Consider the following 215-nt stretch of genomic DNA (forward strand, 5'->3'; position numbering starts at 1 on the left):
CAGGCGACGACGTGGTCGCGCTGGGAGGAGAGGGCGCGGGCGGCCTCGAGGGCCTCGCCGCGGCCCGGGACCCCCGACAGGGAGTCCGGCACGCCCAGGGCGGTCCGCGCGATCACCGCGGCGTCGCGCTCGTCGGTCTTGGCCTCGCCGGCGAACAGGCCCGCGGCGCGGCTGGCGGCGAGCCCGGGCAGGTGGGCGACCCCGAGCCCCGCGGC

1 protein-coding gene is annotated in these 215 nt (G+C 81.9%); it reads right to left on the minus strand.

From position 1 onward, the window contains the following. Positions 1-215 (minus strand): transposase (locus DXB53_RS09835; RefSeq protein WP_147330911.1); only part of this gene is annotated, 215 nt, incomplete at both ends.

The sequence above is a fragment of the Collinsella sp. OM04-5 genome, from assembly GCF_003439125.1.
GTDB lineage: Bacteria > Actinomycetota > Coriobacteriia > Coriobacteriales > Coriobacteriaceae > Collinsella.